The sequence below is a fragment of the Defluviimonas salinarum genome (genome assembly GCF_026013545.1).
GTDB classification, from domain to species: domain Bacteria; phylum Pseudomonadota; class Alphaproteobacteria; order Rhodobacterales; family Rhodobacteraceae; genus Albidovulum; species Albidovulum salinarum.
On sequence record NZ_JAPDOG010000039.1, the window covers coordinates 1 to 26,519 of the forward strand.

20 protein-coding genes and 4 pseudogenes are annotated in these 26,519 nt (G+C 65.0%); 20 read left to right on the forward strand and 4 right to left on the reverse strand.

Features of this window, described 5'->3' with window-relative positions:
• Positions 1–148: 148 nt before the first annotated feature.
• Positions 149–535 (reverse strand): annotated as a pseudogene (locus OM960_RS22690) (transposase); the annotation flags it as partial.
• A 247-nt stretch (positions 536–782) separates the two neighbouring features.
• On the opposite strand from OM960_RS22690, the gene OM960_RS22695 reads away from it, so the two are divergent.
• The 9 genes and pseudogenes from OM960_RS22695 (at position 783) to OM960_RS22735 (ending at position 12,700) form a co-directional block, all read left to right on the forward strand.
• A complete protein-coding gene (locus OM960_RS22695; RefSeq protein WP_432759533.1) occupies positions 783–2,513 on the forward strand; it encodes a type I secretion system permease/ATPase in 1,731 nt (576 codons plus the stop codon).
• Entirely contained in the window at positions 2,510–3,829 is a 1,320-nt protein-coding gene (locus tag OM960_RS22700) for an HlyD family type I secretion periplasmic adaptor subunit (RefSeq protein WP_264773575.1), read from the forward strand. The genes OM960_RS22695 and OM960_RS22700 overlap by 4 nt, the downstream gene beginning before the upstream one ends.
• Positions 3,830–3,960: 131 nt before the next feature.
• A pseudogene (locus tag OM960_RS22705) lies at positions 3,961–5,094 on the forward strand (IS5 family transposase); the annotation flags it as partial.
• 148 nt (positions 5,095–5,242) lie between these two features.
• On the forward strand, positions 5,243–5,875 hold the full coding sequence (locus OM960_RS22710) for a hypothetical protein (RefSeq protein ID WP_264773576.1): 633 nt from the start codon (positions 5,243–5,245) through the stop codon (positions 5,873–5,875).
• 647 nt (positions 5,876–6,522) lie between these two features.
• A complete protein-coding gene (locus OM960_RS22715) occupies positions 6,523–7,200 on the forward strand; it encodes a Tn7 transposase TnsA N-terminal domain-containing protein (protein WP_264773577.1) in 678 nt (225 codons plus the stop codon).
• A 2-nt stretch (positions 7,201–7,202) separates the two neighbouring features.
• Complete coding sequence (locus tag OM960_RS22720) at positions 7,203–7,532, forward strand: hypothetical protein (RefSeq protein WP_263336978.1); 330 nt, start codon at positions 7,203–7,205, stop codon at positions 7,530–7,532.
• 442 nt (positions 7,533–7,974) lie between these two features.
• Positions 7,975–10,179 (forward strand): TnsB C-terminal domain-containing protein, encoded by a 2,205-nt coding sequence (locus tag OM960_RS22725; protein ID WP_264773578.1) that lies wholly within the window; start codon positions 7,975–7,977, stop codon positions 10,177–10,179.
• 2 nt (positions 10,180–10,181) lie between these two features.
• The gene (locus OM960_RS22730) at positions 10,182–11,144 is read left to right on the forward strand and encodes a TniB family NTP-binding protein (RefSeq protein WP_264773579.1); all 963 of its coding nucleotides are present in this window, start codon (positions 10,182–10,184) and stop codon (positions 11,142–11,144) included.
• A 5-nt stretch (positions 11,145–11,149) separates the two neighbouring features.
• A complete protein-coding gene (locus OM960_RS22735) occupies positions 11,150–12,700 on the forward strand; it encodes a TniQ family protein (RefSeq protein WP_264773580.1) in 1,551 nt (516 codons plus the stop codon).
• Positions 12,701–13,429: 729 nt separating this feature from the next.
• On the opposite strand, the gene OM960_RS22740 is transcribed toward OM960_RS22735, so the two are convergent.
• The gene (locus tag OM960_RS22740) at positions 13,430–13,825 is read right to left on the reverse strand and encodes a hypothetical protein (protein WP_264773581.1); all 396 of its coding nucleotides are present in this window, start codon (positions 13,823–13,825) and stop codon (positions 13,430–13,432) included.
• Here OM960_RS22740 and tnpC point away from each other — a divergent pair.
• Positions 13,764–15,023: pseudogene (gene tnpC, locus OM960_RS22745) on the forward strand (IS66 family transposase); the annotation flags it as partial. The gene OM960_RS22740 and the pseudogene tnpC sit on opposite strands and share 62 nt — an antisense overlap.
• Before the next feature lie 34 nt (positions 15,024–15,057).
• On the opposite strand, the gene OM960_RS22750 reads toward tnpC, so the two are convergent.
• The gene (locus OM960_RS22750; RefSeq protein ID WP_263340899.1) at positions 15,058–15,990 is read right to left on the reverse strand and encodes a GlxA family transcriptional regulator; all 933 of its coding nucleotides are present in this window, start codon (positions 15,988–15,990) and stop codon (positions 15,058–15,060) included.
• Between the two features lie 94 nt (positions 15,991–16,084).
• Here OM960_RS22750 and OM960_RS22755 point away from each other — a divergent pair, with 94 nt between their 5' ends.
• Genes OM960_RS22755 through OM960_RS22800 form a run of 10 tightly spaced genes read left to right on the forward strand, consistent with a single transcriptional unit; the run spans position 16,085 to position 26,167 of the window.
• The gene (locus OM960_RS22755) at positions 16,085–18,178 is read left to right on the forward strand and encodes an acetate--CoA ligase family protein (RefSeq protein WP_264773582.1); all 2,094 of its coding nucleotides are present in this window, start codon (positions 16,085–16,087) and stop codon (positions 18,176–18,178) included.
• Between the two features lie 19 nt (positions 18,179–18,197).
• Positions 18,198–19,040, forward strand: a complete 843-nt coding sequence (locus OM960_RS22760; protein WP_263340895.1) for an enoyl-CoA hydratase/isomerase family protein — start codon at positions 18,198–18,200, stop codon at positions 19,038–19,040.
• The gene (locus OM960_RS22765) at positions 19,040–20,203 is read left to right on the forward strand and encodes an acyl-CoA dehydrogenase family protein (RefSeq protein ID WP_264773583.1); all 1,164 of its coding nucleotides are present in this window, start codon (positions 19,040–19,042) and stop codon (positions 20,201–20,203) included. The genes OM960_RS22760 and OM960_RS22765 overlap by 1 nt, the downstream gene beginning before the upstream one ends.
• Positions 20,200–20,988: an enoyl-CoA hydratase-related protein gene (locus tag OM960_RS22770; RefSeq protein ID WP_263340890.1), complete on the forward strand. Its 789-nt coding sequence runs from the start codon at positions 20,200–20,202 to the stop codon at positions 20,986–20,988. Before OM960_RS22765 ends, OM960_RS22770 begins: the two co-directional genes overlap by 4 nt.
• A 17-nt stretch (positions 20,989–21,005) precedes the next feature.
• On the forward strand, positions 21,006–22,229 hold the full coding sequence (locus tag OM960_RS22775) for a Coenzyme F420 hydrogenase/dehydrogenase, beta subunit C-terminal domain (RefSeq protein WP_264773584.1): 1,224 nt from the start codon (positions 21,006–21,008) through the stop codon (positions 22,227–22,229).
• Positions 22,230–22,233: 4 nt separating this feature from the next.
• Positions 22,234–22,758 carry a thioesterase family protein gene (locus OM960_RS22780; protein WP_264773585.1) on the forward strand — a complete coding sequence of 175 codons (525 nt, stop codon included), beginning with the start codon at positions 22,234–22,236 and terminating at the stop codon, positions 22,756–22,758.
• A gap of 3 nt (positions 22,759–22,761) precedes the next feature.
• Complete coding sequence (locus OM960_RS22785; protein WP_264773586.1) at positions 22,762–23,880, forward strand: mandelate racemase/muconate lactonizing enzyme family protein; 1,119 nt, start codon at positions 22,762–22,764, stop codon at positions 23,878–23,880.
• Positions 23,877–24,773: an NAD(P)-dependent oxidoreductase gene (locus OM960_RS22790; RefSeq protein WP_264773587.1), complete on the forward strand. Its 897-nt coding sequence runs from the start codon at positions 23,877–23,879 to the stop codon at positions 24,771–24,773. Before OM960_RS22785 ends, OM960_RS22790 begins: the two co-directional genes overlap by 4 nt.
• Before the next feature lie 6 nt (positions 24,774–24,779).
• Positions 24,780–25,157 carry a cupin domain-containing protein gene (locus OM960_RS22795; protein WP_263340978.1) on the forward strand — a complete coding sequence of 126 codons (378 nt, stop codon included), beginning with the start codon at positions 24,780–24,782 and terminating at the stop codon, positions 25,155–25,157.
• Positions 25,154–26,167 (forward strand): CaiB/BaiF CoA transferase family protein, encoded by a 1,014-nt coding sequence (locus OM960_RS22800; RefSeq protein ID WP_263340982.1) that lies wholly within the window; start codon positions 25,154–25,156, stop codon positions 26,165–26,167. The genes OM960_RS22795 and OM960_RS22800 overlap by 4 nt, the downstream gene beginning before the upstream one ends.
• 168 nt (positions 26,168–26,335) lie before the next feature.
• On the opposite strand, the pseudogene OM960_RS22805 reads toward OM960_RS22800, so the two are convergent.
• A pseudogene (locus OM960_RS22805) lies at positions 26,336–26,519 on the reverse strand (IS5/IS1182 family transposase); the annotation flags it as partial.

A 26,519-nucleotide genomic window follows, 5' to 3' on the forward strand; every position in this document is an offset into this window, starting at 1 on the left:
TGTTACAACACAACTTCGCCGAACTGAACTCCCCACGCCCCGCAACCCATTGAAATCACGTGGCTGGAAACACCCGAAAGCACTCAAAACGACTATCAGCTGTCGAAGTTAGGGGGCCACCGTGCATGCGGGCGTTCCATTCACCTCAACCCTCGGCCTTGATGCCCGTGCTGTCGATCAGAAGACGCAGCGGTCCTCGCGAACTACGATAGGGTATGGTCACGGCCAGGGTCTTCTGCCGGCGGCGGAGGGTGCTGAAGTCTGGTACCTTCCAGTTCTGCCCGACCAGTTGCAAGAGGCTCTCGACGAACTCCGTCGTTTGCCGCAGTGCCATGCCAAACAGCACTTTCATTGTGAGGCAGGTTTGGATCGTGGCGTCGCTGTAGATCGGCTGGCGGCCACGCTTGCCAGTGGGCGCGGCGTCCCAACTCATCGTGGGTTCGAACCAGATCGTCAGCGAGCCGCGGCGCTTGAGCGATTCGTTATAGGCTGGCCAGTTCCTGGTCTCGTAGATTGGGGGTGTGGGTCTGCTCATGCATCGCTGGTACCACATTGGATTCAAAAGCCGAAACCCTCAACAGATTTGTGCAACAGAGCCTGGTCAATGTTCTCAACATGCACAACATCAGTTTAAGTGTTTACTGTTTTCCTTATTAGAGATTCTTTATCAGGCCCATTATATGCTCCGAGTTACGAGCCGCGCCATGCTTGAAAAAGCATACGCCCCGGAAATCCATTGTGATGTGCATGCCGAGACGTAACTTTTGAGGTAGAAACACCATATGCAGCCAATCTTGCCACCGCCGCTTGGTGAACTCGCCGCTGTTTGCAGGCGCGCACTCCCGCTTTTCGCAATGTCGTTCCTCTTCAGCGTCTTTGCGAATGTACTGATGCTGACGGGGCCGCTCTTTATGCTCCAAGTCTACGACCGGGTTCTCGGCTCGCGCTCGGAGGAGACGCTGGTCGCGCTCTTCCTCCTCGTGGGCTTTCTCTACGCGCTGATGGCGCTCCTCGATTTCGCCCGCGGCCGGCTGATGGCACGGTTCGGCGCGCGGCTGCAGGCCGGCCTCGATACCCGCGTCTTCGAGGCGACGCTGCGGCAGGCGCTCCATCCCCTGGCCCGGTCGCAGCCGGCCTCCGCGCCCCGCGATCTCGAAGCGGTGCAAGTGCTCTCCGCCTCGCCGGTTCTCCTCGCGCTCATGGACCTGCCCTGGACGCCGCTCTTTCTCGCGGCGATTTTCGTCCTGCACCCGATGCTCGGCTGGCTCGCGATGGCGGGCGGCGCCGTGCTCATCGCCGTCACGCTCGCCAACCAAGCGCTGACCGCCCGGAAGGTGACCGGCGCCCAGGCCTCCGCCGCCCTGGCCCAGAAGTTCGCCGAAAGCGCGCGCCAGGCCGGCGAGATCGTCCGCGCCCAGGGCATGGCGCCGGCGATGACGGCGCGCTGGACCCGGCAGCGCGACGAGGCGCTCGACGAGAGCATCGCCGCGAGCGACTGGACCGGCAGCTTCTCGGCGCTGACGAAGGCTCTGCGGCTCTTCCTGCAATCGGCCATGCTTGCGGCGGGCGCCTGGTATGTGCTGAAGGGCGAGGTGACCGGCGGCGCCATGATCGCGGGCACGATCCTGCTCGGCCGGGCGCTCGCGCCGATCGAGCAGGCGATCGGCCAGTGGCCCCTGGTGCAGCGCGCCCGCGCCGCCTGGCTGTCGCTCGGCCGGTTCCTCGCCGAGATCCCGCCCGAACCAAGGCGCATACAGCTGCCGGCCCCTGAGGCGGTGCTCGCGGTCCAGGGCCTGACGGTCGTGCCCCCGGGCGCCAGGGCGCCGACGCTCCGCAATGTCAGCTTCCGGCTCGAGCCCGGCCAGGCGCTCGGGGTGATCGGCAAGAGCGGCTCCGGCAAGTCGACGCTGGCGCGGGCGCTTCTAGGGATCTGGCCGCCCGCCGCCGGCGAGATCCGGCTCGGCGGTGCGGCGCTCGACCAGTACGACCCGGCCGATCTCGGAACCCATGTCGGCTACCTGCCGCAGGAGGTGACGCTCTTTGCTGGCACCGTGGCCGATAACATCGCCCGGATGGCGGTCGAGGCCGACCCGGCAATGGTCATCGAGGCGGCGCGGAAGGCTCGCGCACATGATGTCGCGCTGTCGCTGCCCAAGGGCTACGACACCGTGATCGAGGGCGGTGACTGCCAGCTCTCGGGCGGCCAGCGGCAGCGGATCGCGCTGGCGCGGGCCTTCTACGACGATCCGGCCCTGATCATCCTCGACGAGCCCAACTCGGCGCTCGACGCCGAGGGGACCGAGGCGCTCAACCTCGCGGTCCGCGACGGCAAGTCGCGCGGCAAGGCGGTGATCATCATGACCCACCGGCCGATGGCAATCTCGGAATGCGACGCGCTCATGGTGATCGAGAACGGCATGGTGGCGAAGCTCGGCCCGCGCGACGAGGTGCTGCGCTCGATGGTGCAGAATGCCGAGGCGATCAATCGGAACATCGGAAAGGTCGGCGCATGACCGGGATCTCCACCTCCGCCCCGCTGCGCCCGGCGTTGCGCGCGACCCTGCCCACCGTCGCCGGCCTTGCCGCGCTCGCCCTTCTCGTCGGCGGGCTCGGGTTCTGGAGCACCCATACCCGGCTCGCCGGCGCGGTCGTCTCCTCGGGTGTGATCGAGGTCACCTCGAACCGCCAGGTGGTGCAGCATCCCGAGGGCGGCGTCGTCGGCGCGATCCTCGCCCGCGACGGCGACCATGTCGCCGCGGGCGAGACGCTCCTGCGCTTCGACGGCACCCTCCTCGCCTCGGAGCTCGCCATCGTCGAGGGCCAGCTCTTCGAGCTTCTCGCCCGCAAGGTGCGGCTCGAGGCGGAACGCGACGGCGCCGCGGACCTCGCCGTTCCCGCAGATCTCGCCACCACGATCGGAGACGAAGCTGCGGTCGCGGCCCTCATCGCGGACCAGCGGCAGCTCTTCCTCGTCCGCCGCGAGACGCTGGATAAGCAGGTCGAGGGGCTTGCGGAGCAGGCCGCGCAATCGAGAAGCCAGATCGCCGGAACCGAGGCCCAGCTCGCCGCCCTGCGGCGCCAGCTCGAGCTGGTCGGCGAGGAGCTTGCCGACCAGCAGTCGCTCTTCGCCCGCGGCCTGACTCAGGCAAGCCGCGTCACAGCGATCGAGCGTGAGGAGGCGCAGCTCATCGGCGATGTTGGGCGGCTCCAGGCAGAGGTTGCGCGGCTCAAAGGACACATCTCCGGGATCAGTATCGAGCGATTGCAACTTGAGGCTGAACGTAGAGAGGAAGCGATCACCGAGCTCCGCGACCTGCAATTCCGGGAGATTGAGCATGCCGAGCGCCGCCTGTCCCTGCGAGAGCGGCTCTCGCGTCTCGACGTCCGCGCACCGGTCGCCGGCACGGTCTACGGCAGCCAGGTCTTCGCGCTGAAGTCGGTGATCCAGCCCGCGGCGCCGATGATGTATGTGGTGCCGCAGGACGCCCCGCTCCTCGTCGCGGCCCGCGTCGATGCGCTCCATATCGACCAGGTCCATGCCGGCCAGGCGGCGACGCTGCGCTTTCCGGCCTTCAACCAGCGCCAGACCCCGGAGCTCGCGGGCCATGTCGTGAACCTCTCGGCCGACGCCTTCACCGACGAGCGCACGGGCTTCAGTTTCTACCGGGCCGAGATCCTGCCGGACGAGGGCGAACTCGACCGGCTCGGCGGCCAGGCCCTCGTGCCGGGCATGCCGGTCGAGACCTTCATTAAAACCGAGGACCGGACGCCGCTCTCCTACCTGACCAAGCCCTTCACGGATTACTTCGCGAAGGCGTTCCGGGAGTAGGTGTAAGGTCGCCGCTGAGCCGGCGCATCGCCATGGATTGCGTGAGGGAAGTTCGGTTCAGATTTGGGCCCAGCCGAAACTCGCCGTCGCGAGATCGTCGCCGTAAGGTCTCTTAACCGAATGTCCGGGGTTATCGGCTCGCGGACGAGGCCGTGGTCGCGCGCTGGGTGGAAAACTCCACTACCAGCACTTCACGGGCGAGATATTCTTTCAGCATTGCCGGTCGATCGACCCCTCCTCGCTGGCGCGGTGGCGGAATCGAATTGATGAGGAAGGGGTGGAATGGCTGCTGACCCAGACGATCCGGGCCGGGCAGAAATCCGGCGCCATCGACGAGGACAGCGTGAAGCGTGTGGCCGTCGATACGACCGTGATGGAAAAGGCCATCGCCCACCCCACCGACGCCCGGCTCTGTGAGCGTGCGCGGGATCAGTTGGTGGCTCTGGCGCGAGGCGCAGGGGTGGAGCTGCGGCAATCCTATGCCCGCCTTGCTCCGCGGCTGGCGCTGCAGGTCGGCCGCTACGCCCATGCGAAGCAGTTCAAGCGCATGCGCAAGGCATTGAAAAAAGCTGAAAGGCTATGCCGGTCGGGTCATGCGCGATCTGCGCCGCCACCTCGACGACATCCCAGAGGGCACGCTGCGGGACCGGATCGTTGCCAAACTTGCGCTGGTATCCCGGCTGCTGCACCAGCAGCCCAAGGGCAGCGACAAGATCTATGCCCTGCACGAGCTGGAGGTCGATTGCATCTCCAAGGGCAAGGCCCGGGTGCGCTACGAGTTCGGTTGCAAGGTCAGCGTGGCAACGACGCTGGACGAGGGCTTCGTGGTGGGCATGCGCAGCTTTCCTGGCAATCCCTATGATGGCCATACCCTGGCCCCGGCGCTGGAACAGGTGGAGATCCTGACCGACCAGCGCCCCGGCCTGGCCGTCGTCGACCGCGGTTATCGCGGCCACGGCGTGGCGGCGACCCGCGTCCTGATCAGCGGCACCCGGCGCAGCCTGACGCCAAAACTGATTGCCGACCTCCGACGCCGCAGCGCCATCGAAGCGGAGATCGGACACATGAAAACTGACGGCCGTCTCGCTCGCTGCCCCCTGAAAGGAACCATCGGCGACGCTATCTTCGCGGTTCTCTGCGGCAGCGGTCACAACATTCGCATGATCCTCGCCCATCTCAGGGCTTTGCTCGCCGTCCTGATCGCCGCGGTCCTGACCGCCGTCAGCGGCTCGAAACTGCGAAACTGCGCTCCTCAGGCCGCCTGATCGCGTTGTTCAGGATGAACTACGAAGCTTGCTGAGCGGTAGCGTACATCAGGTGATGATTATTCGGAAAAAGTTTTACCGTAAACTTGACGCGTGTTTTGGCCGCTGCTATCAGTACGCCTACAAGACTTCTCGAAGGGTGCCGGTCATGGCGACGAAAGGCGAAATGGTCAGGGCATCGGCCGCTATCTTCGGCCTCAACCCCAACATGGTTGACGCGATGGCACGTGCGCTGGCGCAGGCCGGCCTGCGCAGCCCTGGCGGGCGTGGGCGCGCCGCGGCTGCCATGACAGGCAAGGATGTCTTCCATCTCAACCTGGCTCTGGCCGCGGGGATCGAGACCAAGGATGCCCCTGAGTTCATTTCCAGGCTGACGGAACTCGAGCTGGTCTACGGCGAGCTCTGGAAGGATGACAACCTCCGGTGGGAGGTGTCGAATGGAATCCTCAGGAGTAAGCTGCTTGCCCTACTGAGCAGACTGCCCGTGCCCGGCTTGGAGCTTGCCCCGACTTTCGGAGACTTCTGCGGGCTTTGGCTCGACGCTGGCTTCGAAGATCGCGCAGGTGGTTTTGCCAATACCAAGGTGTCGGTCGAGATCAGCACGAACGGACCCCATGCGGTGTTCTCGCATCAGTCAGACGCCGGCGACCTCAAGGTCTTTTTCGGACTTGAGCCGGGTAGGATCAAAAAACCCGTGTGGGAGCGTCGCGTCATGATGTCGGATGCGCTTTTCCGAAAGTTGTCCGCGCTGGCCGGTGCTGGAGAAATAGAATCAGACTGACGATGAGCAATCGGCACTCGGTTCTTCGTCGGATTCCAAGCCGAATCAACGCGTCATCGTGAACCCGATGCGCGGCCCTGATAGGCGTCCTCAATCAATCCACATGATTTCCCCACGGTTTTCCACGGGATTATCAACAAGAAATCCGAAGCCCTCAGATCTTTTTCTGGCAGGTGAGAAATGTCCGCGTACACGAACAACGAAACGACCCTCGGTTTTTCCCAATTCGACGCCAAAGCATATCATGGCGATATGATCGGATTCGCATGCCAAATGGGCCTGAATCCGTGTTGCGAAAACCTCCGCCGCCCCCGAAAACCTGGGCATGGACAGCTGCTGACAACTGCGTCTAGGGGCGCTTCTCGAATACGCGGTTGATCAAGCTTCGTCCGGTTGGGTTTCCACAAGGCACGAGCGTTTCTGGCCGTTGATTGGAACACCGCAACCTGAACGAAGTGGAGCGCCCAAAGACACTTAGCAGCAGCTAAGACCGGCCTTTCCAAGGCCGCCATCCCCCACCAATGCGAACTCGGTTCCTTTGCAGCAACCCGCTGTTGGCACGCTCGTGCCCGCGGGAAAAGAACCGGCTTCGCAAAAATAAAGCAACATAACCCGGCGTCCGCAGCGCGGCCGGGGCAGGAGAAATCATGTCTTATCACTTCAAGAAGGGCGGCATTCGCTTGCCCGAGGAAAGCACTGGTGACCGCGACACACAGGTTGCCTCGACGAAACACTTCACCGGATGCGGCGTCTTTGGCGACGGGCCCGGCGTTCGTACTGGCCTAGAAAGCCACCTTGAGGGCAATGCCGTCCTGCTCATGGTCGCCCGCCCGGACACTCTTGAAGTCCGGGAACAGGTCCTCTTCGAGTGGTTCGATGAGTTCGGCGAGTTTCACGATCACTACATCGACTTCGTCGTGATCCGGAAGGACGGCAAGGTCATCGGATACGCCGTTCGGCCGATGGAGCGTGTCAGCCAGCGCTACCTGCTGAAGCTGTCGCGCATCAAGCAACAGGCGATCGAAAGGGGCTTCCTCGACGACTTCCGCCTGTTTTCCGACGACGATGTCTGTCCGGTCGAGCTGTTCAACGCGAAGCTGTTTCACTCGGTGCGCCGGCCTGATCCCTTTGGGGATCCTGTCGCTCAGGGTGTCGTGCGCGGCACTGTCGGCGTCGTGACGATCGAGGACCTCGTGGCCAGGATCGGCCTCGACGGGATGGGGTTTCGCGCGATCATTCGGCTGATCCGGTCCGGTCATCTGCGGATGGTCCACTACGAGCGCATCACTTACCGGTCCATGGTGTTCAAGGCGAAGGAGGTTTGATCATGGAAGGCATGCTTGCACGGCTGCAGGAATCGGCCGCGAGGGATGCGACCGCAGAACGCAACACTGGGATGTTTCCCGAGGTTCTCGACGCGGCAATCGAGAAAGGAAATCGCTCTGCCAAAACCTGCAGTGTGGAAAGGTTCTTTTCCGAAGTTTCCCTGCTGTTTGAGAAGAGCCTTCTGAGCTGCGAAAAGCCTGATCCGGTCGGGTTCGTGCGTGTGATCGACAAGGTGCCCGACATTATCGTCGACCTCCACTCGGTGATGCAGGGAGCCCGGAAATCGCCGACCACCGCGGCAGCCGGACCGGGACGCGCGTTCCAAAACTGATCCTCCGGTGCCGGCGTCGTCCGGAAATCCAAGTCACGCCGGCACCGTTCCTGATCCCACCAAACTCCAACCCCCGAAATCCTAGGCGGTCCCCGCTTGGGCTCAGCCAACTCATGCCTATCAAAGGGAAGATCATGTCCAAGGTCGAATGGAAAATGTTCGCAGCACCGGCAGTGGTGCTCGTGGACTGCGGTAGCGCGCTTCAGGCGAAGTGCTTTCAACGAGCCTTAACTGCCACCATCGGTTCCAGTGCCAAGCCCAGACTTCAGGGCGGCAGCGCGCCTGCCCTCCCATCGCCGGTCCGCCGCCCGCAGGGCCAGACAGATCACTCCGACACCTGAACGCTTCCTTCCAGACTCTCTGCTCCCGCGATGCCGCTTACGGCCATTGCGTCCACCCTTGCAGCCTCTCGCTGCCCCATACCCAACGAAAGGACTTAAAAATGGATCTCTCCTTCAGCTTCGAGAATGCGCGCTACGCCTTTGGCAAAGCGGACCGTGTGACGGTCGAGGGCATCCCCTACCGCGTTCATGTGGAGACCGAAGTCGGCGTCGTCTTCACCCGGGATGACACCACCGCACTGTCCGCCCAGTTCTCGCACGCCGACCTGGCCCGCCTTGGGAGCCTCGGCCGGATCCGCGTGGAGCGCGACTACTTCGACCGCGAGGCGGCACGCAAGCGCCAGCTGAAATCACATGTCTCGACCTCCGCGCTCATTGGCCGACCGATGCGCCGCCTGACAAAGAAGGATGCCTATTGCCAGGCCGCCTTGGAGCTTCATCACGAGAAGCTGATGGGCTTAACGGATACGTCGATTGCGGCGAATACCCAGCTGCTGGTCGGCCGCGTCATGGCGCTTGCCTCCGACCGCATGCCTGCGGGGAAGATGAAGGTTCTCAAGTCCGAAAACCTCGGCAAGCCTCCGAGCCCTCGCACCTTGCGCCGATGGTTGGCCGAACGCGATGAGTTTGGCCTCGTCGGACATCTGGACGCAATGGCCCAGCGTGGAAACCGGCGGGCACAGTACTCGCCGGAGGCTGTTGCGCTGATGAGATCGAAGGTCCGGGGATACCTGTCGCGGGACCGACCGACGATCAAGCAGATCCATGAAGACGTGCAGATCGCGTTCATCGAGCGCAATGAGGAGCGTGCCAAGAAAGGCCTGACGCCGTTCAACATCCCCAGCCGGGAAACGGTGCGCCGCCTGGTTCGCGATCTGGATCCCTACCAGGTGGAGCTTGCCCGCAATGGCGAAGCGGCAGCGCGGAAGAAGTTCCGCCCTGTTCTGAACGGTATTTCGGTGACGCGTCCTCTGGAGCGGGTCGAAATCGACGAATGGACCGTTGATGTGGCGACACTTCTGGAGAGCACCGAAATCTACGGAATGCTTACCGATGATGAGAAGCGTTCGATCGGTCTCTACATCGACGGAGACGAGAAAACGGCTCCGAAAGACAAGCCCAAGGTGAAGCGGAAAGACCGCTGGACGCTGACCGCCGCCATCTGCTGCGCGACCCGCTGCATCGTCGGCCTGGTGTTGAGCCGCAAGCCGAACGCCGAGGCTGCCGTTCAAGTTCTCCAGATGATCACCACCAACAAAGGCGCCTGGGCCGATGCCGTTGGTGCCCTGACGCCCTGGGACATGCATGGCACTCCCGAGTTGATCGTCTTCGACGGTGGGCCGGCCTTCAAATCGCTGCGCTTCCGGACGGCCGCCGAGGATCTCGGCATCATGTGGGAAATGGCGATGAACGGGGTCCCGGAGAACCGCGGCACGATCGAGCGTGTCCTCAGGACTTTCTCGACCGATTTCGCGCCTCGCCTGTCGGGCCACACCTTCTCGAGCATCATGGAAAAAGGCGATGCGGACCCGGAGAAGCGCGCGGCATTGACGCTCGACGACTTCACGTTCGCCCTGCTGCGCTGGGTGGTCGATATCTATCACAACACGCCACACCGTGGCCTCGGTGGCGAGACGCCGGTCAAGGCCTGGCGTCGCCTTAGCAAGCACCACGGTGTCACTCCGCCGCCCGACTCGGAAATGATGCGGCTTTGTTTCGGTCAGCAGCGTGAGTATCGGCTCGACAAGACGGGCATCTCCATTCTGGGCGTGCGCTACCAGTCCGACGCGCTGCAGGCCGTCATGCGCCGCAAGGCGCCCAAGAAGGTCGACGTGCGCTGGCATCCGAAGGACATCGGCGCGATCTCGGTGAGGCTGGACAAGGACTGGTATGAGGTCTCCTCGCTGGACGCCACCCTCGGCGGCGTGTCGGCGCAGACCTGGCTGACCGGTGTGAGGCAGGTGCGGGATTCCTCCCCGAAGTCGAACCGCCTCGACAACATCGCCGTTCGCGAGGCGATCAAGGCGATCGCAGCGCGAAATCAGGCCGCCATGGGAAAGGCGAAACTGAACCTCGAAGACTGGTCCGATGAACGCTTTGAGAGGGAGGAAAGGGAGCTTCTGGCCGGGATCGAGTTCTACGAGCGCAAGGCGCCGACCAAGGCGGCCGGCCAGCTCGGGCACGACATCCCGACGGTTGAAGACCTTACCGGCGAGCCGATGGCAGGGGGCGTCGGGGCGAAGGCCACGTCGACCTCCAAGGCCAAAGCCACCAGGAAACCGACCATCACCATCGAGGAGGACTGATCATGCTTGATAATGAAACCCGCACACAATCGCTCGAAATCCTCCGCAACCTGCACATCGGCTCTGATCGGGATATCGAGGCGGCATCCCACGTCAAGCGCCTTCTGACCCAGGACGCAGGCGGCAACCTTGCGCCGACTGCGAAGCACTTCACCAAGTTCGGGGAGACCCGCGGCGTCATGCTGGTGGGTGGTCCCGGAAGTGGAAAATCCCATCTGATGGACCGGACCCTTTCCAGGATCCCGGTCCTGGCGGCGGGGGGGCATGGCCGCCGCCGCTACATCAATTGCCCCGTGCCGAGCCCCGCGACCTTCAAGAGCATGACGCTCGCCCTTATCAAGGAGACGGGTTACCCCGACCCCAATCCACGCAAAGAGGCCTGGTCGCTGTGGCAGGACTTCCGCTATCGGCTCCAGCTCCTGGAGACTTCGATCGTGTGGATCGACGAGGCGCAGGATCTCTTCTGCGCGGACCGCAAGCTGATTCTGCGTGCCCTTAAATCGCTCATGCAGGGTGACGGCGCCGTGGGCGTCATCCTGTCTGGAACCGAAGAGCTCGCTCAGGTGATCCGCACGGATCCCCAGGTCAAGCGTCGCTTCACCGCCATGGTGCTTCCTGATCTGGTCGAGGAGGTCGACGGAGCCAACTTCAGGGAAATCATGGCCCAGTACTGCCAGCGCGTCAGCCTCAAGGAACCGGTGGAGGCCGATCTTGTGGGCCGGCTTTTTCACGCGGCCCGTTACCGGTTCGGGCGGGCGGTCGAACTCTTGCTTCAGGCCATGGAGTTCGCGATCGAACGCGGATCTTCCTACCTTGAGATCGGTCACTTCGCGGCGGCCTATGCGATGAACGAGGCCTGTACGGCTGCGGACAATGTCTTCCACGTCGAGAAATACTGGCTCATCGATCCCGATGCCGAGGACGGAGATGAGCCGCGTCGTCCTGCCCGCAAGCGCAAGGTGTGATCATCATGGCTACGCTCTTCCCGCTCATCCCCTTCATCGCCGATGAAACCCCGCTGTCATGGGCAGCACGTCAGGCGGCCTTCCACACGGGTGGCCGCCTGGTCCCGTTCCTCAATGACCTGCAGATCTCCGCGGCCGACCTCGCGCGCGGCCTGCCCGACGCTGTGATGCGCCTTTGTGACAAGGCGGGTCAGGATCCTGAACCCGTCCTTCGCAACACGATCACCGCCATCGGCGATCGCCGCTTCAGACTGCGTGACCTGGAGTTCGCAGCCGAGTTCACGACCGGAGCATGGACCCGCATTTGCCCGTCCTGCCTCGCGGACGATCAGGCAGGACAGCGCTATCCTGACGCTGCATCACGTCACCGGCTGGCATGGCGTCTGGCACCGGTGCGCACCTGCTCGGTGCATGGCGTGCTTCTGCGCGATCTCCGGACGCGGAAATGGGACGATGGGCTGCATGAATTGCAGGCCATGCGAGCGCTGATCGAAGCGGAAATCATGGTGCCGTCGGTTAGTCCGCCGCGCCCGCCTTCGCCCCTGCAGATCTATGTCGAGGCTCGTCTTGAAGGAAACAGGGGACCGGAATGGCTGGATGGTCAGGACATCGACCAAGCGACCCGCGCCGCCGAAATGCTGGGTGGCTTGATCGCCTTTGGACCGGGGCGGAAAGCCGCAGACATGACCCAGGACATGTGGGATCAGGCGGGGCAGGCAGCTTGGCCGTTGATTTCCGAAGGATCCCGCGCGATGGCGGACTTCCTGCGTGGCGCGCTGAGCAAGAACGTAACGCGTGAAGGGCGCCCCGGTGCGCGGAAGGCTTTCGGGATGCTCTACAGCTGGCTCTCTGCCAGCCGGCTGTCAAAGGATCCCGGGCCGATCCGTGTCATTCTGCGCGATGTAATCGCCCAGAATGTGCCGTTGGTCACCGGGCGGAAATTGCTCGGCGAGCCGGTCGTGCGGCCGCGCTTGAGCAGCGTACGCTCTATCGCCAGAACGGAAGGTATCCATCCGAAAACCTTGCGCAACGTTTTGCGGGCTGCCGGTCTGTTGCCCCATCAGGATGAAGGCGACGCCGTCGAGCGCATCATCGTGGATTACGACCGGGCAAGAGGCCTTATCGATGCGGCTAAGCATGCGGTGCCGGCGTCGCAGGTGCCAGACATCCTGAATGCCTCTCGACCGCTGGTCGCGGCTTTGATCGAGCTCGAAATCCTGACCCGTATCCACGATCATGATGGGTTGAAAAGCAAGGTTGGAAAGGCAATCGACGGCCGCAGCATCCAGAAAGTCCAGACCTTCCTGAAGGACAAGATCCCGTCGGTGGCGGAAGCACCCGAGGGTCTTGCTTGCCTGTCGAATTCGGCGGAGCGGGCGCGAGCCAGGCTCAAGGTGATCCTCGAACTTCTCTTCGCGGGGCATCTTCACCGGGTCGTTCGCCTTGCCGGGCAGACGGGTTTCGGAGCGATCCTGGTCGATCCCGAGGAGATAAAGCGCGTGCTCGAATCTCCGCCGCCCGGCTTGTCGGAAGAGGTGTACTACGCGTTCGCCTGACCGCCAGGCTGGCGATACGATACCAGGAACCAGGATGCCGCCCTCGGGCGGCATTTTTGTTGCCAACTTTCGATGGTCATTTGAAGTGTGCAGAATGGACAAACGTACCGCCGAAGTGGGTCAGGGGTCATAAATTATCTATATAAATCAATGGATATCCAGAGCCCAATGGTCATTAATTGGTGGGTTCCACAACTGTGGATTCGGGCATAAATCTGCCAAACGGGCGGTCATCTCTGCCAAAAAACCGGGAAAACCTTGCCAGGACCGAACGCAGACGGTTTGCGCGGGCGATTGGCACGGGGGGCGTCCACAGCGCGGCGCAGGGCGTAACCACGATTGAGCGGATGCGGGTCGCTCTGCGCGCCCGCCTATGGATGGAAGATCAGGCCGCACGCTCCCGCCATGCTCTCCGTCCTTACCGGGGAGCAAGGCGAAGGCCGCTCCGGTGCGGCATCGGGTCAGCCGTATCGCGCGATTGCGCCCTTCACGAATGGGGGCGTTGCCCGGCTGATGCACATGTCGGTAATTTGGTCTCGTTACGGACCGCTCGGCAGCGCGGCGCGATAGTCGCCAGCATCGACTGGCGACGCCGGATAGAGGTCGGCACCGGTCTTGATCGAAGAAGGCCGCGAACCGCTTGCATAAGGGGAGTGACCTGGTCGAGGTGGAGTTTGGCGATTGCAGCCTCAGCCCGGCCCGGGTGAACGGCTTCCCGAGACTTCACAGCTAGCGCATGTCGAGGATGCGCGCGCCGCGTTCGGAGCCCGGCACATGAATCGTGCCCGACAAGACCGGCGCGCCGTCAGCCGCAATGGCGGTCACCAGATAGTTCACGCCCGACGGTGCCGATGCCAGCGCTTTCGGTACCCGCGGGACCATCGTGTCGCGGCCCTGAGCCTCCTGCCCCGTGACGATCCGCAGGAGATCCACCGGGGCGTGTTCGGCCGAAATGCCGGGCCGACCCGAATGCACGGTTGCAACAGTAGAGAGATCGGGCTCTGCCGAGCGTTCAAGTCCGGTGATCCGGTAGAGGTCGTCGACGCGCGCGAGCCGGCGGCCCGAGGCCCCTACGAACTGCAGCTGCTGCGGTTCGTCCCATATCGTGAAGATGGGAGAAGACATCACCGAGACGCTCGAGGTGATCCCCCGGCGGTGGAAGGTGATCCAGACGGTCCGCGAGAAGTTCACCTGCCGGGACTGCGAGAAGATCAGCCAGCCGCCGGCTCCGTTCCATCCGACTCCGCGCGGCTGGGCGGGTCCGAACCTGCTGGCCATGATCGCCTTCGAGAAGTTTGGCCAGCACCAGCCCTTGAACCGCCAGGCCGAGCGTTATGCCCGGGAATGTGTGGAACTCAGCCTCTCGACACTGGCCGACCAGCTCGGCGCGGTGACCCAGACGCTGAAGCCGCTGCACAGGCTGATCGAGGCGCATGTGCTGGCCGCCGAGCGGCTGCATGGCGATGACACGACGGTGCCGCTGCTGGCCCGAGGTGGAACGAAGACCGCCCGGCTTTGGACCTATGTCCGCGACGATCGCCCTTTCGCCGGTATCGCGCCGCCGGCAGTGATCTTCCGCTTCTCCCGCGATCGCGGCGGCGAGCATCCGGCCGAACACCTCAAGGACTGGCGGGGCATTCTCCAGACCGACGCCTATGCGGGCTACAACCAGCTCTACGATCCGAAGCGCAAGCCCGGGCCGGTCACCTCCGCGCTGTGCTGGAGCCACAGCCGCCGCAAGTTCTTCGAGCCGGCCGACATCGAATGCAACATCCGCAGGGGCAAATCCGCCAAGGAGATCTCGCCGATCGCCTTCGAGGCGGTGAATCGCATCGATGCCTTGTTCCACATCGAGCGTGAGATCAGTGGCCAGGATTCCGCTGCCCGTCTCGCCGCTCGACAGCGCCTGTCGGCGCCGCTGGTCGAGGATCTGGAACGCTGGTTGCGCTCCGAGCGGGCGCTTCTGTCGAAACACGCCAAGGTGGCCAAGGCGATCGACTACCTGCTGTCATCGGACCGGTGGCCGGGCTTCACACGCTTCCTGGAGGACGGCAGGGTCTGCCTCTCGAACAACTGCGCCGAAAGATCGCTGCGCGGCGTGGCCCTCGACAGAAAGAGCTGGCTCTTCGCCGGTTCCGAGCGCGGCGGTCACCGGGCGGCCTTCATGTATTCCCTGATCGGCTCCGCGAAACTGAACGGCATCGACCCCCAGACCTGGCTCGCCGATGTCATCGCCCGCATCTCCGACTTGGCGGTCTCACGCCTACACAAGCTGCTGCCTTGGGAATGGAACGCCGCAACGCCCCAGGTCAAGGCTGCCTGACCACGGCTCCCGGCGGATGCTTACTGCGCTACCGCTACAGTTCCCTGTCCTCGCTTGGCGCGACGCCAAATCTTTGCCGATAGGCGCGGCTCAGGCTCTCGGGAGCCGGGAATCCGCACATCAGGGCGATGCCGCCGATCCTTTCGTGCGAGTTGCGGAGCAGGTTGCGTGCCCGGTCGAGCCGGAGTTCGAGATAATAGGCCTGCGGCGGCTGACCGAGATGGCGGAGGAAGAGCCGCCGGAGCTTCCATTCGGGCTGTTCCAATCGGCTGGCAATGTCGCCGATGGCAAGCGGGTTTTCCATGTTCGCGAGCATCATCTCGATCACCTTTGCGAGCGTACGGTCGAGCCGAGGAACGGACCAGTCGAAACCGAAAGAACCATCTGCACGGCTCGAGTCCAGAGGACGGTAGTTCAAGATCTCGGCCACGCGCCTCGCGAGGCGCGGCCCTTCGTAATGCGCGATCAATGCCAGGGTCATGTCGATGGTGACCACCCCGCCCGCGCTGGAACATCGGTCGCCGTCCAGATCGAACAGGCGGTCGACGAAATACGCCTCGCCGCGGCTTTCGCGGAACCCGACGATGGCTTCGTGATGGACGGCGGCCGGGCGCCGGTTCAGAAGTCCGGCCTCCGCGAAGAGAAGCGCCCCGGTATCGACGCAGCCCATGAGGCTGCCGGTGCGAGAGCGGCGCCGGAGCCAGCCGAGGAGGGCATCGGACTTCATCCGGTCGGGTGCATAGGAGGCGAGCAGGATCACGGCGTCGGTCGGCGCCTCGTCCAAGGGCCCGTCGATCTCGAGCGCACGCCCCGAGGAGGAGCGCGGCGTCTGGCCGTCCACGCTGAGGACGCGCCAGCGGAAGACTGGCTTGGGGCACTCGCGGTTGGCCACTCGCAGAGGCTCGGTGACGAGCGAGAGCGACAGGAGCGGGAAGCCCTCGCCGATAACGATAGTGATCGTCTTCATGTTCGATCAGGTCAGTTTTTCGTTCGTTGAAGTCATCCCCGGATTTCTGCCAACCGCTACGCTCGGATCAAGCAGAATCTGATCGGGATCGTCCATGGCACACCGACTCGAGCCGCTCTTCCGACCGAAATCGGTCGCCTTCATCGGCGGCAGCAACCTCAACCCGGCGCTGAAATACCACCGGGATCTTGGTTTTGAAGGACCGACCTGGGTCGTCAATCCGAAATACGAGACCTTGCAGGGCTATCCCTGCGTCCCGAGCATCGAGGATCTGCCGGAGGTGCCGGACCTCGCCTTCGTCGCGATCCGCAGGGAAGCGGCGATCGAGGCCATCGCGGCGCTCAGAAAGATGGGCTGCCGTGCCGCGGTCTGCAACGCGGCCGGGTTCGCCGAGACCGGAACCGAGGGCGGCGACCTTCAGGCGCGGCTCGTGGCGGCGGCCGGGGACATGGCGGTGCTCGGGCCGAATTCGGTGGGGCTCGTGAACTTCGTCGATCCGATGGCGGCGATGATGGACCAGTTCGGTGTGCATTCTGTCCCGAAGGGTGTTGCCATCGTCAGCCAGGGCGGCGGGCTTCTTTGCGATGCCGTCTTTTCCGACCGCGGGCTCGCGATCACCCACATGGTCGGCGGCGGCAACCAGGCGGTGACGGGGCTGGAGGCCTGCGCGGACTACCTGCTCGACGACCCGCGCGTGACCGCGGTGGGGCTTTCGTTCGAGGGTCTGCGCGACATCGCGGGGCTGCGCCGGGCGGCGGTGAAGGCGCTGAAGCTCGGCAAACCCATCGTCGCGATCAAGTTTGGCCGGACCGAAGCGGGCTCGCGGGCGGCGGCCTCGCACACCGCCTCGATGACTGGCGCGGGCGCGGCCTGGGAGGCGCTGTTCGACCGGCTGGGCATCATCTCGACCGCCTCGGAATCGGAATTCTTCGAGACGCTGAAGCTGATCGATTCCGGCCAGATCCCGAAGGGGCGGCGGGCGCTCGTCGCCTCGGTCTCGGGTGTTCTGGGGGTGATGCTTGCCGACCATCTGAGCGCTGGCGGTTTCGACCTGCCGCAGCCGACCGGAGAGCGGGCAGCGCGTCTGCGCGACCTCCTGCCGTCGATCGCCACGCCCTGCAATCCGCAGGACGTGACCATGGCCGCCTGGAACGATACGGAGCGGCAGACCGCGATCTATTCCGCGCTGCTCGAGGAGGGTTACGACCTCGCGCTGATGGTGCAGAACTATCCGCGCGACGGCATGTGGGATGTCAGCGAATATGCTGCGCAGGTCGAGGCGCTTGGCGCGGCCTGCCGGGGGCGCGACGTGGCGGCCTTGCAGATCGCGCCGATGGTGGATTGCTTCCCGGCAGACGCGCGCGACCACACGCAGAGCCTTGGCCTTGCCGCGATGCAGGGGCTCGACGAATGTATCCGGGCGCTCGGTCACGCCGTCTGGTGGCGCGAGCGGCGCGAGACCCTGCTGGCGGCGGGGCCGGAGCGGCTGGCCGAGGTGCCGGTGGCCGCGCCAGAACCCGGCGCGCGCCATGACGAGGCGGCCGCCAAGGCGATGCTCTCTGCCGCCGGGGTCGCGGTTCCGGCGTCGCGCGTGACCCAGCCCGAAAGGGCCGCGGAGGCGGCGGCGGAGATCGGCTTTCCGGTCGCCCTGAAGGCGCTCGATGCGCGGCTCCTGCACAAGACCGAGGCGGGGGCGGTCCGCATCGGTCTCGCCTCTGCCGGGGCGGTTCGCGAGGCCGTCGAAGCGATGCGGGCCGAGATGGCGCGGCACGTCCCGGACATTCGCTTGAACGCTGTGCTGGTCGAGGCGATGGCACCGGATATCGTGGCCGAGGTGATGGCCTCGGTCACGCATGACCCGTCGGTCGGCCCGGTGATGATGATCGCGGGCGGCGGCATCGAGGCGGAGCTTTGGAACGACAGCACGCTTCTGGCAGCCCCCTTCGAGCGGGCCGAGATCGCCCGCGCGCTCGACCGGCTGAAGGTTGCCGAGCGCCTGAAGGGCTGGCGCGGGCGGCCGGCGGGCGACCGGGAGGCGGCTCTCGACGCGCTCGAGGCGCTGGCGGCATTCGCCCTGGCCGAGGGCGCGGAGGAGATCGAGGTCAACCCGATCCTCGTCGGGCGCAAGGGCGCGCTCGCCGTGGATGCGGTCCTGAAACTGGCGGAACGGAAGGAACGCGTCGCCTGACGCGGGAAGGAGGACGAAAATGCACGGCATCACGCCCGAGACCACAGACTACCAGCACCTGATCTACGAGGTGGACGACGAACACGTCTGCTGGCTGACGCTGAACCGGCCGGAAAAGCTGAACGCAATGAACCTGCGGCTGATCGCCGAGCTTCAGGCCGGCCTCCTGCGCGCCGACCGGGACGAGGACGTGAACGTCATCGTGATCCGCGGCGCCGGGCGCGGCTTCTGCGCCGGTCATGACCTCGACGAGGACGCTGCCGAGGACCGAAGCTCGATCTATGAGTACCGGGCGCACTACATGCACCAGTTCGACGAGTTCACCACGCCTTGGCGCGTCACCAAGCCGGTCATCGCCAGCGTCCACAGATATGCCATCGGCAAGGGGTTCGAACTGTCGCTCTTCTGCGACGTGACCATCGTCACCGAGGACACGCGGCTCGGCTACAACGAGGTCCGCTACGGCGTCTCGGGGCACTGCATGTTCCTGCCCTGGCTCGTCAACATGAAGACCGCGAAGGACCTCCTGCTGACGGGGCGCGAGTTGTCCGCCGCCGAGGCGAAGGAAATGGGCCTCGTCACCGAGGTCGTGGCGCCCGAGGCGCTGGCCGAGGCGACGCGGAAGAAGGCCACGCTGATGGCGCGGCTGCCGCGGGAGATGCAGCGGATGCACAAGATGTATCTCAACCGGGTCTACGAGATGCAGGGCTTGCGGACCGCGACCGACTATTACCTCGAACAGGTGGCGATCATGGGCGCGCAGCCGGTGCCGGAATATGCCGAGTTCTCGAAGATGACGACGGAGAAGGGGCTCCGCGCCGCGCTCGATCACGCCAATGCCCGCTACGAGGGGCTCGACTGATGGACTTCGCGCTGACAGAGGAGCAGCGGCTGCTGTCGGACACGGTGCGGGAATTCTGCGAGCACGAGCTGATCCCGCACGAAGAGATCCTCGAAAAGACCAACGAACTGCCGCGCGACCTTGAACTTGAGATCCGCCGCAAGGGCATGGAGCTCGGGCTCCACGCCTGCAACATGCCCGAAAGCGTCGGCGGCGCGGGGCTCGACTGCGTGTCGTTCACGCTGGTCGAGAAGGGTTTGAGCCGCGCCTCGCTGGCCCTGGCGGAATGCGTGCGGCGCCCGAACAACATCCTCGCCGCCTGCGAGGGCGAGCAGATCGCGCATTTCCTTCAACCCGTGATGCGCGGGGAAAAGCGCGAATGCGTGGCGATGACCGAGCCCGAGGCGGGGTCGGACCTCAAGGGGATGAAGACCCGCGCCGTCCGCGACGGCGGCGACTGGGTGATCAACGGCACCAAGCACTTCATCTCGAACGCAGAGATCTCGGATTTCGTGATCCTCTTTGCCGCGACCGGCGAGGACGAGACACCGAAGGGCCCGCGCAAGCGTATCTCCTGCTTCCTCGTCGATCTCGACGCGGCCGGCGTGGAGGTGGCGAATGGCTACGACCACATGGGACATCGCGGCTATTACAACAACATTCTGCGGTTCGACGATGTCCGGGTCGGTGACTGGCAGATGGTGGGCGGCGAGGGCGAGGGCTTCAAGGTGGTGAGCGACTGGCTCGGGCCGGGGCGGCTGACCGTCGCCGCCGTGTGTCAGGCTCGCGCCGAACGCGCCTTCGAGGTGGCGCTCGACTATGCCGCGACGCGAAAGCAGTTCGGCGAGGTGATCGGCAAGTTCCAGGGGATATCGTTTCCGCTCGCGGACATGGCGACCGACATCCGGCTGGGCGACCTTCTCCTGATAAACACCGCCTGGAAGGTCGACCGGAATGCTCCGACCGTCGCCGAGGACTGTGCCATGGCCAAGGTCTGGTGCTCCGAGATGCTGGGCCGCGTCGCGGATCAGGCGATCCAGACCTGTGGCGGCATGGGGGTGATGTCGGACCTGCCGTTGGAACGCATCTACCGCGACGCAAGAGTGGAACGGATCTGGGAGGGCACGTCCGAAATCCAGCGCCATATCATCAGCCGGCAACTCCTCCGGCCCCTGGGAGCATGACCATGACAGATGTGAAGATCGCGCGCCAAGGGCGCATCCTCGAAATCACCCTCGACCGGCCCAGGGCCAACGCGATCAACGCCGCCACCTCGAAGGCGATGGGCGATGCGTTCCGGCAACTTGCCGAGGACGACGGCCTTTCGGTCGCCATCGTAACCGGCGGCGGCGAGCGGTTCTTCTCGGCCGGCTGGGATCTGAAGGCCGCCGCCGAGGGCGAGCCGCCCGATGCCGACCAGGGGATCGGCGGCTTCGCCGGCCTCACCGAATACTGGAATCTCAAGAAACCGGTCATCGCCGCGGTGAACGGCATGGCGCTGGGCGGCGGGTTCGAACTGGCGCTGGCGGCCGACATGATCGTGGCGGCCGAGCACGCTGAATTCGCACTGACCGAGGCCACGATCGGGCTCATCGCCGATGCGGGCGGGGTGATCCGGCTACCGCGCCGTTTGCCACGTGCGATCGCGATGGAGATGATGATGACCGGACGGCGCGCGAGCGCGGCGGAGCTTGCCAACTGGGGCCTCGTCAACGAGGTCGTGCCGGGAGCCGCCCTGATGGACGCCGCGCGCGACCTGGCCGAACGCGTGGCCGCCTGCGCGCCGCTGTCACTGCAGGCGATCAAGGAAATCGACCGCGCCACGGAAGGCGCGAGCGAGCGCGACGCCTACCGGATCATGCGCGAGGCCGATCTGCCCACCTACCGGCGCGTCTACGCCTCCGAGGACGCCGCCGAGGGCATGGCGGCGCTCGCCGGAAAACGCGCCCCAAACTGGAAGGGACGCTGATGATGCAGACTGGGGGAGTGCATTCGCGCCATCCGACAACGATTGCTCAGGTCGTCGAAAGCGGCCTGTGCATCGGGTGCGGCCTGTGCGAGGCTCTGGCGCCCGAGCGCTGGGCAATGACCTATACGCCGGAAGGGCGGCTTCGGCCCGCCGCCCGCAGCAGCGATCCGGAAGCCGGCCTCGAGATCCTCGCGGCCTGTCCGGGGGCCGTCGCGCGCGCCCATTCGGAAGACACCCCCTGCGATGACATGATCTGGGGACGGCATCATCGGATGGAGCGAACCTGGGCCGCTGACGCGGATATCCGCTTCCGCGCCGCCTCGGGCGGATTGCTGACCGCCCTCGGCGTGCATCTGCTGAGAAGTGGCCGCGCGAATTTCATCCTGCATTGTGAAGCCGACCCGGAGGCACCGATGCGCACCCGCTGGTGCATCAGCGATACCGTTGACCAGGTGATCGCGCGCGCCGGGTCGCGGTATGGCCCTTCGGATACGCTCGCCGGTCTGCAGGTCGCGGTCGATCGGAACGAGCCGTTTGCGGTGATCGCCAAGCCCTGTGATGCGGGTGCCGTGCGGAGCCGTGCCAAGAACGATGCCGATCTCGCGCGCAATCTCGTCTGCATATTGGTCATGGTTTGTGGCGGAGCGTCCGATCTCGGAAAATCGCAAGCCCTGCTCGATGACTGCGGCGTGGCTGAAAGCGACGTCACGCTGTTCCGGTATCGGGGTTATGGCAATCCGGGCGCAACGCGCGTCGAGGTGAAGGACGGGCGGGCCTGGCAATGCACCTACGGCGATCTTTGGGCAGACGAGGCGGGCTGGCGCATCCAGAGCCGCTGCAAGATTTGCCCCGACGCGAATGGCGAGGCGGCCGACATCGCCGCCGCCGATACCTGGCCGGGCGCGAACCCCGTCGGCGAGGATGCCGGTTTCAATGGGATCATCACCAGAACGGAATGTGGTGAGGCGCTCTTCGAAGAGGCCGTCTCTGCCGGGTTGCTTGTTCGTGGCGAGGCGATTGCGCCGCGAGAGTTCGACGATTTGCAGCCCCACCAGGTCCGCAAGAAACGCGCGCTCGCCGCACGGCTGCGCGGCATACTGGAGGCGGGCTCTCCGATCTACGCTCACGAGGGCTTGCGGATCGACGAACTCGATGGCCGCGATGCCGATCAACAGGACGCCAGCCGTGCGCGCGTGGTTGCCGGCCGGTTTTCCGAAACGCTCCCGACACTGAAAGGATGATGCCTTGGCCAAGGAAGTCTATGATCCGCCGTTGCCCTGGACCGGCGAGATCGCCGCGCCGCTGATCCTCTTTCGCAGCAAGGTCCGGCCCGAATGGATCGACTCCTTCGATCATGTGAATATCGCCCACTACCTGACCATCTGCGACCACGCCAACTGGGCCTTCTGGAACTGGATCAACCACCCCGAGGGCACGATAGAGGCGCGGGCGAGCCACGAATACGTCATCGTCGAGAACCACGTCCACTACATCGACGAGCTGGCACTCGGGACGCCGATCCATGTCGAGACACAGTTTCTCGGATTCGACGACAAGCGCTACGTGCTGTTTCACCGGGTCTTCAAGACCGAGGGCAACGTCCTCGCCGCGACGAACGAGGTGAAGAGCCTCGGCTTCAACCTCAGGGAACGGCGACCGGAAAGATGGCGTCCGTTCGTCGGTGAACGGCTGAATTTGATACACCGCGCCCATGCCGGGCTCGAAATGCCCGAACAGGCCGGGCAAGGCATCGCGCTCAAGCGGAGGTAAGCCATGCGCATCGACAGGATCACGCTTTTCTCGGTGCCGATCGACGTCGGCATGGAACTCACCCGCTATGTCGCGAGCCAGTCGATCGACCCGGCGCTCGACGTTCTCGTCGTCAAGATCGAAACAAGTACCGGCCTCGTCGGCTGGGGCGAGGTTTGCTCGGCCCCGCCCTACTATCTGCCGGAACTTTCGGCGGGCGCCCGCGAGGGCATCCGCCACGTCGCGCCGGTGGTTCTCGGCCGCGATCCGCGCCAGGTGGCGGCGATCCTTGCCGGCATCGCGGCGGCCTTGCGCGGCCACGGCAACGCCAAGACGGCGCTTGAAATGGCGCTCTGGGATCTCTGCGCCAAGGCGCATGGCCTGCCTTTGGTCGACCTCTGGGGCGGGCGCGTCGCCGAGAGCCTGCCGGTGCTCTCGGTCATCCGCATCGGCAGCCGGGAGGAGACGCTCGCCGCCTTCGAGACCGAACGCGCCAAGGGCTATTCGCGCTTCCAGATCAAGGTCGGGGCGGGCGAGCCGCACGAAGACATCACCACCATCCGCATGGTCGAGGAGATGGCGCTGCCGCACGAACGGATCTGGTACGACCCGAACCGCGCCTGGCTTGTCGACGACGCGATCCGGGTGATCTCTGCGGTCCGAGACCTTAACCCGATGATCGAGAATCCGTGCGAGAGCTACGAGGAATGCCGCACCGTCGCACGGCGCACCGGCTGCCGGATCATGCTCGACGAGGTCATCGACGGCCCGCAGCGGTTCCTGCAGGCGGTGCAGGAACAGGTGCTCGACGTAGCCTCGCTCAAGACCTCCTGCGTCGGCGGGATCGAGGCGACACGCCAGGTGATGGGGCTGGCGAAGGTGACGGGCGTGCCGGTCCGGATCGAGGACTACTACGGCACCGGAATCCTCCTCGCCTGCGTCACCCATATGGGGCATACGCTGCCGCGGAATCTCAACTTCGGCCTTTACGACTTCGTGAGCGTCGATCTGCCGATGGTGAGGAGCCCGCTGCCAGTGACAAACGGCGAGGTGCGCCTGCCCGACGATTGCGGCCCGGGCCTCGGCGTCGAGGTCAACGAGGAGATCCTCGGTGCCCCCGTCGCGGAAATGGCCGCAACATGACCTGCTCGGCTGGCGAGCGGTTCGGCTTCATCGGCCTCGGGAACATGGGCGGCCCGATGGCGGGAAACCTGCTCAAGCAAGCGGGCCGACTGCTCGCTCACGACCTCGACGCCAATCGCATCCGGGAACTGGCGCACGCAGGCGCCACGGCCGCGAGCGATTCCGCCGCCGTGGCAAGGGAGTCGAGCCTGATCCTGACCTCGCTGCCGGGACCGAAAGAGGTCGAGGACATCGCCTTCGGCCCATCCGGCCTGATCGAGACCATGGCGCCCGGCTGTCTCTGGATCGACACCAGCACCAGCGACCCCGCCCTTGCCCGCGGGATCGCCGATGCGGCGCGAGCGCGCGGTGCCGATTTCGCCGATGCCCCGGTCACTGGCGGCGTGGCAGGGGCCCGAGACTCCACGCTCAAGTTCATGGTCGGCGCCACGCCTGACGTCATGGACCGTGCGCATCCGGTCCTCATGGCCATGGGAGCGCAGGTAATCCATGCCGGCGCGGCCGGCAGCGGCTGCGCCCTGAAGCTTGTCGTGAACTTTCTCGGGATCGCCCACACCGCGCTTGCCGCCGAGGCGCTCACCTTCGGGCTTGCGGCGGGTCTGGAGACCGAGACGATGCTCGCGACCCTCGCCGGATCGTGGGGCGACAATGCCATGCTGCGCGACACGGTCGGCACGGCGGCCGAAGGGCACTGGGGCTTCGCGCGAAACCTAGCGCTGAAGGACATGGCGCTCGCCCGGGCTTCGGCGGCTACCATGTCGGCCCGAACCGACCTGATGACCGCCCTGCATGTGCTCCTGACCGCGGACAGCGAGACTTCCGGCGATCTCTGGGAGATTGTCCGCGAATACGAAAAGGCGTCCGGCACCCGGATCGCCGGCTATCGGAGGTGATACCGCATGAAGATCGTCAAGGCGAATACCGTCCCGAAGGAAGTGGCCAAAGGCGCGCTCTATTTCGGCGGGCATATCGACTTCGAATGCCTCGCCGCCCGGCCGGATAGCGCCGATCTCGACATCTACATGGTCAATTTCGCCCCCGGAGCGCGCAACCGCCTGCATGCACACCGGGTCGACCAGATCCTGATCGCCACCTCGGGCAAAGGCATCGTCGCCGACGCCGAAGGTGAACATCTCATGGAGCCTGGGGATGTCGCCGTGATCCCCGCCGGGCACCCGCACTGGCACGGCGCGGCCGCGGACGCTGCCTTCTCACATCTCGCGATTTCACGGCAGGGCGACGAAATCACGATCGTCGATGGAGGAGACGGCGCATGAACGCCCCGCTCGCCGGGATCCGGGTGATCGACCTCTCGGTCAACGCGCCGGGCCCCTTCGCCTCGAAGATGCTCGCCGATCTTGGTGCAGAGGTGACCTGCGTCACGAACCCGGCGCAGGCCGCCCCGGCCTATGCCGGCGCGGAAGACGACCCGATGCTTTCAGCGCGCGGCGGCCCGAATGATGCCCTTTCCGTTGGGAAGACGTGCTGTGCGCTCGACCTGAAGTCGGATCCGGGTCGGGCCGCCCTTCTCGACCTCGCGAAAATTTCGGACGTGCTGATCAGCGAGATGCGCCCCGGCAAGCTCGACGCGCTCGGCCTTGGCTGGGAGGCGCTTCGCGCCGCCAACCCGCGCCTCGTTCTGTGCGAGATCACCGGCTATGGCCGCACGGCTCCGCACGCCGCCCGCGCCGGGCATGACATCAACTATCTCGCGCTCTCGGGCGCGCTGTCGCTGATCCGCGACGGCGGGGGCAAGCCCGTCGTGCCGCAGAACCTGATCGGAGACTATGCCGCCGGCGGAACCATGGCCGTCGCGGCGATACTCGCCGCGCTCCTCACCCGGGAACGGACGAGAGAGGGCCGGCACATCGACCTCTCCATGACCGACGGCATCCGCTACCTTATGGCCGACATCTCGGCGGCGACCCTGCTTGCCGGACACTCCGAGGAAAGCTGGCGCGGCACGCTGAATGGTTCGATGCCGACCTATGACACCTACCGGACGGCGGATGGCGGCTGGATCGCGGTGGGCGCGCTCGAGCCGAAATTCATCGCCGTCATTGCGGAAGGGCTCGACTGGCCTGAGCTGATCGGGCTCATGAGGACAAAGGACCGGTGGCCCGAGGCGCGCCTCGGTCTTCAGCGGCGCTTCCTGGAACGGGAGCTAAGCCATTGGGTGGCACTCTTCGAAGCGAGCGACGCCTGCGTGACCCCGGTCCTCTCGCTCGCGCAGGCCCATCCGGCTGGAAGTCCGGGGATCGAAGCCGCAATCGGGGACGGGCGCTGATTTGTGGCAGTCCGTCCGCGATGTTCGCTGACGCCGCACGCATGTCAGTTTCCCCGCCCCGCTAATGACGGCTGGTGTCGCAATGCGCCCGTATCAGCCGTTCGGCTATCCCGCAACTTTGTTGCGCAAATCAACGGATGGCCGAGCTTCCCCTATCCCTGAACGGACTTATCCTGCGACCTTTGTGACGGGTATGCCGAGGGCGGTGTAGCCATTCAGGACGGCGATGCGGACCTGTAGCTCAGCGACCTGGCGGTCGAAATCCCGCGCGATGAGCCGGTGGCCCAGAAGCTTCAGACAATGCATCTTCGTTTCGACGCGGCTCCGGCGATGATAGCCGCTCCATCGTCGC

Coding starts and splice junctions, on each gene's coding strand:
- OM960_RS22695 (WP_432759533.1), top strand. CDS start 783: ATGCAGCCAATCTTGCCACCGCCGCTTGGTGAACTCGCCGCTGTTTGC.
- OM960_RS22700 (WP_264773575.1), top strand. CDS start 2,510: ATGACCGGGATCTCCACCTCCGCCCCGCTGCGCCCGGCGTTGCGCGCG.
- OM960_RS22710 (WP_264773576.1), top strand. CDS start 5,243: ATGGCGACGAAAGGCGAAATGGTCAGGGCATCGGCCGCTATCTTCGGC.
- OM960_RS22715 (WP_264773577.1), top strand. CDS start 6,523: ATGTCTTATCACTTCAAGAAGGGCGGCATTCGCTTGCCCGAGGAAAGC.
- OM960_RS22720 (WP_263336978.1), top strand. CDS start 7,203: ATGGAAGGCATGCTTGCACGGCTGCAGGAATCGGCCGCGAGGGATGCG.
- OM960_RS22725 (WP_264773578.1), top strand. CDS start 7,975: ATGGATCTCTCCTTCAGCTTCGAGAATGCGCGCTACGCCTTTGGCAAA.
- OM960_RS22730 (WP_264773579.1), top strand. CDS start 10,182: ATGCTTGATAATGAAACCCGCACACAATCGCTCGAAATCCTCCGCAAC.
- OM960_RS22735 (WP_264773580.1), top strand. CDS start 11,150: ATGGCTACGCTCTTCCCGCTCATCCCCTTCATCGCCGATGAAACCCCG.
- OM960_RS22740 (WP_264773581.1), bottom strand. CDS start 13,825: ATGTCTTCTCCCATCTTCACGATATGGGACGAACCGCAGCAGCTGCAG.
- OM960_RS22750 (WP_263340899.1), bottom strand. CDS start 15,990: ATGAAGACGATCACTATCGTTATCGGCGAGGGCTTCCCGCTCCTGTCG.
- OM960_RS22755 (WP_264773582.1), top strand. CDS start 16,085: ATGGCACACCGACTCGAGCCGCTCTTCCGACCGAAATCGGTCGCCTTC.
- OM960_RS22760 (WP_263340895.1), top strand. CDS start 18,198: ATGCACGGCATCACGCCCGAGACCACAGACTACCAGCACCTGATCTAC.
- OM960_RS22765 (WP_264773583.1), top strand. CDS start 19,040: ATGGACTTCGCGCTGACAGAGGAGCAGCGGCTGCTGTCGGACACGGTG.
- OM960_RS22770 (WP_263340890.1), top strand. CDS start 20,200: ATGACCATGACAGATGTGAAGATCGCGCGCCAAGGGCGCATCCTCGAA.
- OM960_RS22785 (WP_264773586.1), top strand. CDS start 22,762: ATGCGCATCGACAGGATCACGCTTTTCTCGGTGCCGATCGACGTCGGC.
- OM960_RS22790 (WP_264773587.1), top strand. CDS start 23,877: ATGACCTGCTCGGCTGGCGAGCGGTTCGGCTTCATCGGCCTCGGGAAC.
- OM960_RS22795 (WP_263340978.1), top strand. CDS start 24,780: ATGAAGATCGTCAAGGCGAATACCGTCCCGAAGGAAGTGGCCAAAGGC.
- OM960_RS22800 (WP_263340982.1), top strand. CDS start 25,154: ATGAACGCCCCGCTCGCCGGGATCCGGGTGATCGACCTCTCGGTCAAC.